Origin of the sequence: Bradyrhizobium sp. AS23.2, from assembly GCF_001908185.1 — a bacterium.
Taxonomy (GTDB): domain Bacteria; phylum Pseudomonadota; class Alphaproteobacteria; order Rhizobiales; family Xanthobacteraceae; genus Bradyrhizobium.
In genome coordinates this window covers 1-7,632 of sequence record NZ_LGHM01000247.1, presented here as the reverse complement: position 1 = coordinate 7,632, position 7,632 = coordinate 1, and the positions used below count along the sequence as shown (strand labels likewise).

Below are 7,632 nucleotides of genomic sequence, written 5' to 3'. Positions count from 1 at the left end.
GCCGCGGCCCAGGTCACTGGCGCGCGCTCCTCGCCCGCGAGCGTGAAGGCGACGTCCGGCCGCGCCATCGCGAGGCGCCTCACCACCTCGCGAATGGCCTCCGCCTCGGTGCGGTCGGTCTTCAGGAACTTCAGTCGCGCCGGTGTCGCATAGAAGAGATCGTTGACCTCGACACGCGTGCCATGCGCCAGCGCCGCCGGCATGATTCCGGACTTCTCGCCGCCCTCGACGGTGAGCGCCCAGGCATGCGGCTCGCTCGCATGCCGCGTGGTGATCGACAGCCGCGCCACCGAGCCAATCGAGGGCAGCGCCTCGCCGCGGAACCCGAGCGTGCGGATCTGGAGCAGGTCCTCGTCGTCGAGCTTGGAGGTGGCATGGCGCTCGACCGCGAGCGCGAGGTCCTTGGCGGTCATGCCGCTGCCGTCGTCGGTGATGCCGATCCGCCGCCGCCCACCGCCATCGGTGAAGACGTCGATCCGGCTCGCGCCGGCATCGATGGCGTTCTCGACGAGCTCCTTGACCACGCTCGCCGGGCGCTCGACCACCTCGCCGGCGGCGATGCGGTTGACGACTTGTTCTGGCAATTGGCGGACGGGCATGAACTCGATCTTGGGCTTTCGATTTGGATTCGCTGGCAGCGCTATTCTAGGCCGTGTTGCGTCAAAAGCATGTGTTGGGCAACACCTGCGTGGCGGGCTGGGGAAGAGGGATGCCTATCACATTGAAGACATTGGACGTTCGAGAAAATCGTGCATCGGCGGTGGACCGATCTCGGGCTGCGGTCCTGATTGTGAGGCGCCGGGCAGCGGTGTAGCATCGAGAAAAAGCGGCAACAGGACGGGAGGACGCCATGTGCCATCTCTTCGCGCATCAGCCCCAACGCGACTACGAATCCCAGACCCGTTCTTTACGGATCGGCGGGCATTGCACCTCGATCCGGCTGGAGATGGCATTCTGGGACACGCTGGAGGAGATCGCCGCCAAGGAGAACATGAGCGTCGGCAAATTCCTGACCTCGCTCTACAACGAGGTGCTCGACCATCACGGCGAGGTCAACAATTTCGCCTCGCTGCTGCGCTGCTCCTGCCTGATCTACCGCTCCCGAAGCGTCGCGCCGGTGCAGGAGTTCGAGGCCACGGTGGCGCCCATTCTCGATGCGGCTGAATAGCCGCTACGGCAAGCGCCTGCATCTCGGGAGAGACGCGCTCCAGCCACCCCGTCATTGCGAGCGGAGCGAAGCAATCCAGAATCTTTTCGCGCCGGCAGTCTGGATCGCGTCGCTCCGCTCGCAATGACGAGAGAGGGAGCGACGCGCTCGCAACCCGGCGTCGTCCTGGCTTTTGCCAGGACGACAACTGACGGCGCCGGACGTCAGATTTCCTTCTTCTGCATCGCCCCGGCGATATAGTCCGCCTGGCGGATGGCCAGCGCGACGATGGTCAGCGTCGGGTTGCAGGCCGCGCCGCTGGTGAACTGGCTGCCGTCCGAGACGAACAGATTCTTGACGTCGTGGCTCTGCCCGAACTTGTTGACCACGCCGTCCCGCGGCTTCTCGCTCATCCGGTTGGTGCCCATATTATGCGTGCTCGGATAGGGCGGCGTCGGATAGCTTACGGTGGCGCCGACTGCGTCATAGACCGCCGCCCCCCTGCTTGTAGGCGTGAGCGCGCATCGCGACGTCGTTGGGATGATCGTCGAAATGCACGCTCGCGACCGCCTGACCGAACTTGTCCTTCACGACCGGATCGAGCGTGATGCGATTGGTCTCCTGCGGCATGTCCTCGCCGACCAGCCACATGCCGGCCATCCGCGGATAGCCGTCGATTGCTGAGGTGAACGAACGTCCCCAGGCGCCAGGATTGAGGAATGCCGCCATGAAGGGCAGTCCGAGCGACAGCGTCTCCATCTCGTAGCCGCCGACGAAGCCGCGCTTCGGATTGTTGGCGGCCTCGTCGCGGATGATGCCGGCCATGGTGGTGCCGCGATACATGTGCACCGATTTCTCGAACACGGCATAGACGCTGCCGGTCATATGGCGCATGTAGTTGCGGCCGACCTGGCCGCTCGAGTTGGCGAGGCCGTCAGGGAACATGGTCGAGGCGCTGTTGAGAAGCAGCCGCGGACTTTCGATCGAATTGCCAGCGACCGCGACGATGCGCGCCTTCTGGCGCTGCATTGCGCCGGTCTCGTCGGCGTAGACAACGCCGGTCACCTTGCCGCTGGCATCATGCTCGATCTTGACCGCCATGCTGCTGGGCCGGACTTCCAGATTGCCTGTGGCTTCGCCCTTGGGGATCTCGGTGTAGAGCGTCGACCATTTCGCGCCGGATTTGCAGCCCTGGAAGCAGAAGCCGATCTGCTGGCAGGAGCCGCGCCCGTCGCGCGGCTGGCTGTTGATCGCCATGTTGCCGGTGTGCACGGTCTTGTAGCCGAGCTTCTTCGCACCCGCTTCGAGCACCTTGAAATTGTTATTGCCGGGAAGTCCGGGAATGCCGTTGGTGCGGGTCACGCCCATCTTGTTCTCGGCCTTGGCGTACCACGGCTCCATCTCCGCGAGCGTGACCGGCCAGTCCAAAAGGTTGGCGCCGGGAATGTTGCCGTAGGTGCTCTTGACCCTGAATTCATGCTCGTCGAAACGCAGCGACGCGCCGGCCCAATGGGTGGTGGAGCCGCCGACCGCCTTGACGATCCAGGCAGGAAGATTTGGAAAGTCCTTGGCGACGCGCCACGTCCCCGACGTGGTGCGCGCGTCAGACCAAGCGAGCTGGGAAAAGCTCTCCCACTCGTCGTTGATGAAGTCCTGGTTCTCGATGCGCGGGCCGGCTTCGAGGATGACCACCTTGACGCCCTTCTGCGCGAGCTCGTTGCCCAGCGTTCCGCCGCCGGCACCGGAGCCGACGATCACCACAACGCTGCTGTCGTTCAGATCGAATTTTGCCATATGCGTTCTCCTGCACCGTTGGGTGGCCTTAAGCCTTCGGCAGCCAGTCGATGTCGGCGAAGCCGCGGTTGATGTAGCCGCCATGCTCGGCCGAGGAGCCCTCGTAGCCGAACCGGGGCCAGACCTCTTTCTGGTTGTAGAGCGAGACGATGAGGTCGCCGCGCACCTTCTGGAAGAAGTCGCTCTGCTCGATCTCCTTCAGGAGCACCACGCGGTCGGCTTCCCAGGGCACGTCGGCATAGGGCACCTTGTGGCGATCCCGCGCATTCTGATCGAGCCGCGTGATGCCGTCGCTGATCAGCGACTTGACCGACGCGTCCTTGGCCGCCTTACCGTCCCACGGCTTGATCGCGGTGATGTAGTAGCTGTCGCCGAGGGCATCGTGGGGGTAGATGTCACGCGCGACCTTCAGCAGCGTCTTCATCGTCGCGGGCGAGAGTGCGCTGGAATCATCCGCCCAGGCGCCCTCGATGCTGACGGCGACGCTGGTCGCCACTGCCGCAACCGGCACGGCCGTCGCCGCGCCCTTGAGAAAGACGCGGCGGCTGTGCTTGCTTCGACGATCGACTTCTCTCATGGGTTCCTCCGTCAATTTTGATTTTATGATTTGATCAGTTGAAACGTCCGCCCCGCTGGATCACTTCGATCTTGTAGCCATCGGGATCACTGACGAAGAAGAAGCGCGCCAGCGTTCTGCCGTCGTGCTTGAAGTCGCGCAGCGGCCCGGGTGCGAGCTTCTCGCGCTCGAAGCGAGCGTGTTCGGCATCGAGATCCTCGACCACCACGGCGAGATGTCCGTAGCCGTCGCCGAGCTGGTACGGCTCCTTGCGATCGAAGTTCACCGTCAGTTCCACCTCGAAGGGCGAGGATGGGTGACGCAGATAGATCAGGGCAAAATCCGCGAACTTCAGATGGTCGGCGACTTCGAGGCCGAAGGCGCGCTTGTAGAAGTCGAGCGAGCGTGCCTCATCGAGCACGCGGATCATGGAATGGACCGGCTTCGCCATTCAGTTCTGCTCCTTCAAATAGGTGATGATGGCGGCGCGCGTCTCCGGCTTCGCCTGCCGGTAGGCCATGACCACGCCGGGTATGACGGCTTGCGGATTGGTCAGCCAGGCGTCGAGCCTGACCTCGTCCCAGGCGAAGTCAGCTTTCGCCAGGCCCTCGGAATAGCGAAAGCCTTCGATCTTGCCGGCGGGCCGGCCCACGATCTTGAACAGCGGCGGGCCCTGCCGCACCGGTTCCGCCAGGCTTGTCGTGTGACACACTGCGCATTGCTGCTTGAAGAGTGTCGCGCCATCCGGCGGCTTTCCGGCCGGCAACGACATTTGCGCGTCGGCAACACGGACCACCAGCACCATTGCGGTGCACAATCCCACCACGACTACGCGTATCGTCAAGAGCTCGCCCATCCGGATCAACGTCAACGTGCGCAAATTCTAGGCGGCGTCAAAGATGCGGTGGTAGTAGCGGGCTGTTTCGCTGCGAATGGAGATGCTTAAGGTCTGCACGTGTTCCGCGCTGCCGCATATGAGGAGCACAATTCCGCGAAACCGCCGCCAAATCCCTAAACGATGACCACACGATCCGGATTGCATGGCAACTGCGCCGCTTGAACTCTCTACGCGATGACATGACCCGGTGCAGGCGAGCGGCGTAGAGCAGCCGAGCCATTCATCGCGGAAAAATCCAGGAGAAATGGATGAAGTTGGTGAAGACCTCGATGATCGCATGCGCTCTCTCGGCTCTCATTGCGACGCCCGTTCTGGCGCAGTCGGCGCCACCCGATGCCAAGACGCGCGGCACTGTGCAAAGCAAACCCATGCAGGGCGGCACGATGGGCAGCGGGGATGAGGATCTCAACGCGCAGCCGGGAACAGCGGGCGAGAAGACGGGCATGAAGTCGACCAAAGGCACCAGGGGCACGGTCGGCAGCACGGGCAGCGCTGCGCATAAGGGAACCGTCGACGAGCCTGCGTCGGGCGGTGCAGCCCCTGGCAAGCGTTACTAGTCTCGCCGGGCGCAACGGTAGAACTCCGGTCGCACTGCGGCCGGAGTTTTCTTGGCTGCGCCCGTTTCGTTGGAGCGTTTTCGAGCGAAGTGGATACCGGTTCGCGTAAAGAAAACGCGTCAAAACAGAATCTAGAGCCCCGGTCCGATTCCATCGGAACGGAAATGGCTCTAGTCGTCGAAGCGGCCGCCGCGTCCGGCCTTGACGTCGCTGCGGCGTTTCTTGCCGTCGAGCCGGCGTTGCTTGGAGGCGAAGGTCGGCCGCGTCGCGCGGCGCGGCGTCGGCCGCACCATGGCCTCGCGCAGGATCTCGGTAAGGCGGTCGATGGCGTCCTGCCGGTTACGTTCCTGGGTGCGGAAGCGCTGGGCGTGGATCACGATCACGCCGTCCTTGGTCATGCGCTGGCCGGCGATGCGGGCGAGCCGGATCGTCGCATCCCCCGGCAGGGTCAGCTTGCGCGTGTCGAAGCGCAGCTGGGCCGAGGTCGAGACCTTGTTGACGTTCTGCCCGCCCGGGCCGGACGCCCGGACAAAGCCGATCTCGATGTCGTCCTCGTCGATGACGAGATCGCGGGATATCCGCAGCATGATGGCACCATTCGTGATGCCCGGACATACCGCGGACATCCGCCTTCAGCAATGGCGCAGCATCGGAGACGCAAATGGCCGGGACGAGCCCGGCCATTTCAGGAGGAGATGTGCGAGAGGTGCGGGCGTCAGCTCGACACTTAGTTCGCCTTTGTCGCCGGTGCGGCGGCCGGCTGCGCGGCGGCTTGCGGGGCGCGGCCGACGACGACGGTCAGGAGGCCCTGGCCCCAGAGCCGCCTGGCGGCCGCCTTGGCGTCGTCCAGCGTCACCGCGTCGACGATGGCGTTGCGCTTCTCGATATAGTCGATCGGCAGCTTGTCCTGCTGATATTGCAGCAGCGCCTGCGCGAGCTTCGAGGAGGTGTCGAGCGCCAGCATCTGCGAGCCCTTGAGGTACGACTTGGCCTCGTCGAGTTCCTTCTGCGTCGGTCCCTCCTCGGCGATGCGGCGCACTTCCTTCTCAAGGGCGTCGATGGTGTCGCCGGCGCGGTCGGCGCGGGTGCCGGTGTTGCCGATGAAAAGCGCCGAATGCTCCATCCAGAGTAGCGATTCAAACACCGAATAGGCGAGGCCACGCTTCTCGCGCACCTCGTGATAGAGCCGCGAGGACAATCCGCCGCCGCCGAGGATGTGGTTGACGACATAGGCCGCCATGAAGTTCGGGTCGTTGCGTCTCACGCCGGGGCCGCCGAACGTGATCACGGTCTGCGGCACGTCGAGCGGCACGAAGGCGCGCTGCGGCGGCTTTGCGGCCTCGATGTCGGGGACCGGCACGAGATTGGCCTTGGCGGGCAGGGCGCCGAAGGTGTGGTCGAGCAGCTTGCCGAGCGTGGCCGGATCGACATCGCCGACCACCGCGATCTTCAGCGTGTCCCTGGCGAGCACGCGGCCGACATAGTCGTGCATGTCGGCGACCGTGATGGTCGGCACGCTGTCCAGCGTGCCGTTGCTCTGCCGGCCGTAGGGATGATCGCCGAAGGCGACCTCAAGGAACTTACGGCTCGCCAGCGAGCTCGGGTTGGTGGTCTCCCGGCGCAGGCCCGAGATCACCTGCGAGCGGATACGTTCGACATCGGCGGTGTCGAAATGCGGCGAGGTCAGAGCCATTCGTAACAGATCGAAGGCCTCGTCCTTGTTGTCGCGCAGCATGCGCAAGCTGCCGCGGAAAGTATCGCGGGTGGCGCTGAAGGAGAGCTCGATGGCGCGGCGGTCGAGCCGTTCATGGAACGTCTTGGAGTCGAGATCGCCGGAGCCCTCGTCGAGGAGGTCGCCGACCAGATTGGCGACGCCCGACTTGTCCTTGGGATCCTGGGCCGAACCGCCGGCGAAGGAATATTCCATGGCGATCAGCGGCACCGTTGCGTCCTGAACGAACCAGGCCTCGATGCCGCCCGGCGATACCAGGTGCTGGATCTTTGCCGCGGCCTGCGACGGCGAGACCGTGGCGAGCGCAAGCGCAGCGCCAGTGACGAAGGACAGCGCGAAGTGACGCGCGCGAAGGAAAGGATAGGTCACGAACGCTTCTCCTCGCGCTTGGTGGTAGCAGTGTCCTTGATCAGATAGCCCGTCACCGAGCGCTTCTTCTCGAGCCATTTCTGCGCGGCGGCGCGAACCTGCTCGGCGGTGACCGCGCGGATGCGGTCGGGCCAGCTTCGGATGTCCTCGATCGACAGGCCCGTGGTCAGCGCGCCGCCATACCAGCGCGCCAGCACTGCCTGGTTGTCCTGGGCGTAGATCGCCTCCGCGATGAGCTGGGTCTTGACCCGCTCGAGATCCTCGGCGCGGATCGGGTTCTGCGCGATGTCGGCGAGTACGCCATCGATCGCCTGCTCGACCTCGGTAAAGCTGACGCCCGGTTTCGGCGAGGCAGAGATCGCGAACTGGGTCGGATCGAGCGAGATGCTCGAATAGCTGGCGCTGGCGGATACCGCGAGCGGCTTGTCGACGACGAGGGCGCGGTAGAGATAGGAGTTGCTGCCGCTGCCGATCAGCTGTGCCAGCACGTCGAGGGCGGCACTTTCGCCGGCGGCGGCCGTCGTTGCGGAAGGCACGAGATAATGGCGGCGCAGGCCGGGCTGCTCGACGCGCGGGTCG

General features: G+C 64.6%; 9 protein-coding genes and 1 pseudogene. 2 read left to right on the top strand and 8 right to left on the bottom strand.

Annotation, left to right across the window (positions count from 1 at the left end; all coding sequences use genetic code 11):
* Positions 1–599 (bottom strand): DNA mismatch repair endonuclease MutL (gene mutL, locus AC630_RS39220; protein ID WP_208867108.1); only part of this gene is annotated, 599 nt, incomplete at its 3' end.
* 251 nt (positions 600–850) lie between these two features.
* Here mutL and AC630_RS39215 point away from each other — a divergent pair.
* Positions 851–1,168: a ribbon-helix-helix domain-containing protein gene (locus AC630_RS39215; RefSeq protein WP_074123704.1), complete on the top strand. Its 318-nt coding sequence runs from the start codon at positions 851–853 to the stop codon at positions 1,166–1,168.
* 203 nt (positions 1,169–1,371) lie between these two features.
* Here AC630_RS39215 and AC630_RS39210 read toward each other — a convergent pair.
* The 4 genes and pseudogenes from AC630_RS39210 to AC630_RS39195 all read right to left on the bottom strand — a co-directional run bounded on the left by AC630_RS39210 (position 1,372) and on the right by AC630_RS39195 (position 4,335).
* Positions 1,372–2,941: pseudogene (locus tag AC630_RS39210) on the bottom strand (GMC family oxidoreductase).
* Positions 2,942–2,969: 28 nt separating this feature from the next.
* Entirely contained in the window at positions 2,970–3,518 is a 549-nt protein-coding gene (locus AC630_RS39205; protein WP_074123703.1) for a Twin-arginine translocation pathway signal, read from the bottom strand.
* A gap of 34 nt (positions 3,519–3,552) precedes the next feature.
* A complete protein-coding gene (locus AC630_RS39200; protein ID WP_074123702.1) occupies positions 3,553–3,948 on the bottom strand; it encodes a VOC family protein in 396 nt (131 codons plus the stop codon).
* Positions 3,949–4,335 (bottom strand): c-type cytochrome, encoded by a 387-nt coding sequence (locus AC630_RS39195; RefSeq protein ID WP_245330648.1) that lies wholly within the window; start codon positions 4,333–4,335, stop codon positions 3,949–3,951. It lies immediately after the preceding gene.
* 308 nt (positions 4,336–4,643) lie between these two features.
* Between AC630_RS39195 and AC630_RS39190 the strand changes: the two genes are divergently transcribed.
* On the top strand, positions 4,644–4,952 hold the full coding sequence (locus tag AC630_RS39190; RefSeq protein ID WP_074123701.1) for a hypothetical protein: 309 nt from the start codon (positions 4,644–4,646) through the stop codon (positions 4,950–4,952).
* A gap of 170 nt (positions 4,953–5,122) precedes the next feature.
* Here the strand turns inward: AC630_RS39190 and arfB are convergent, their stop codons facing one another.
* The 3 genes from arfB to AC630_RS39175 form a co-directional block, all read right to left on the bottom strand.
* Complete coding sequence (gene arfB / locus AC630_RS39185) at positions 5,123–5,539, bottom strand: alternative ribosome rescue aminoacyl-tRNA hydrolase ArfB (protein WP_074123705.1); 417 nt, start codon at positions 5,537–5,539, stop codon at positions 5,123–5,125.
* 140 nt (positions 5,540–5,679) lie between these two features.
* Positions 5,680–7,053 (bottom strand): M16 family metallopeptidase, encoded by a 1,374-nt coding sequence (locus AC630_RS39180; protein WP_074123700.1) that lies wholly within the window; start codon positions 7,051–7,053, stop codon positions 5,680–5,682.
* A partial coding sequence (locus AC630_RS39175) for a M16 family metallopeptidase (protein WP_143198671.1) occupies positions 7,050–7,632 on the bottom strand: 583 nt, incomplete at its 5' end. The genes AC630_RS39175 and AC630_RS39180, both read right to left, overlap by 4 nt.

Excerpts from the sequence above, each read along its gene's own strand:
- AC630_RS39215 (WP_074123704.1), top strand. The coding sequence starts at position 851 with ATGTGCCATCTCTTCGCGCATCAGCCCCAACGCGACTACGAATCCCAG.
- AC630_RS39205 (WP_074123703.1), bottom strand. The coding sequence starts at position 3,518 with ATGAGAGAAGTCGATCGTCGAAGCAAGCACAGCCGCCGCGTCTTTCTC.
- AC630_RS39200 (WP_074123702.1), bottom strand. The coding sequence starts at position 3,948 with ATGGCGAAGCCGGTCCATTCCATGATCCGCGTGCTCGATGAGGCACGC.
- AC630_RS39190 (WP_074123701.1), top strand. The coding sequence starts at position 4,644 with ATGAAGTTGGTGAAGACCTCGATGATCGCATGCGCTCTCTCGGCTCTC.
- arfB (WP_074123705.1), bottom strand. The coding sequence starts at position 5,539 with ATGCTGCGGATATCCCGCGATCTCGTCATCGACGAGGACGACATCGAG.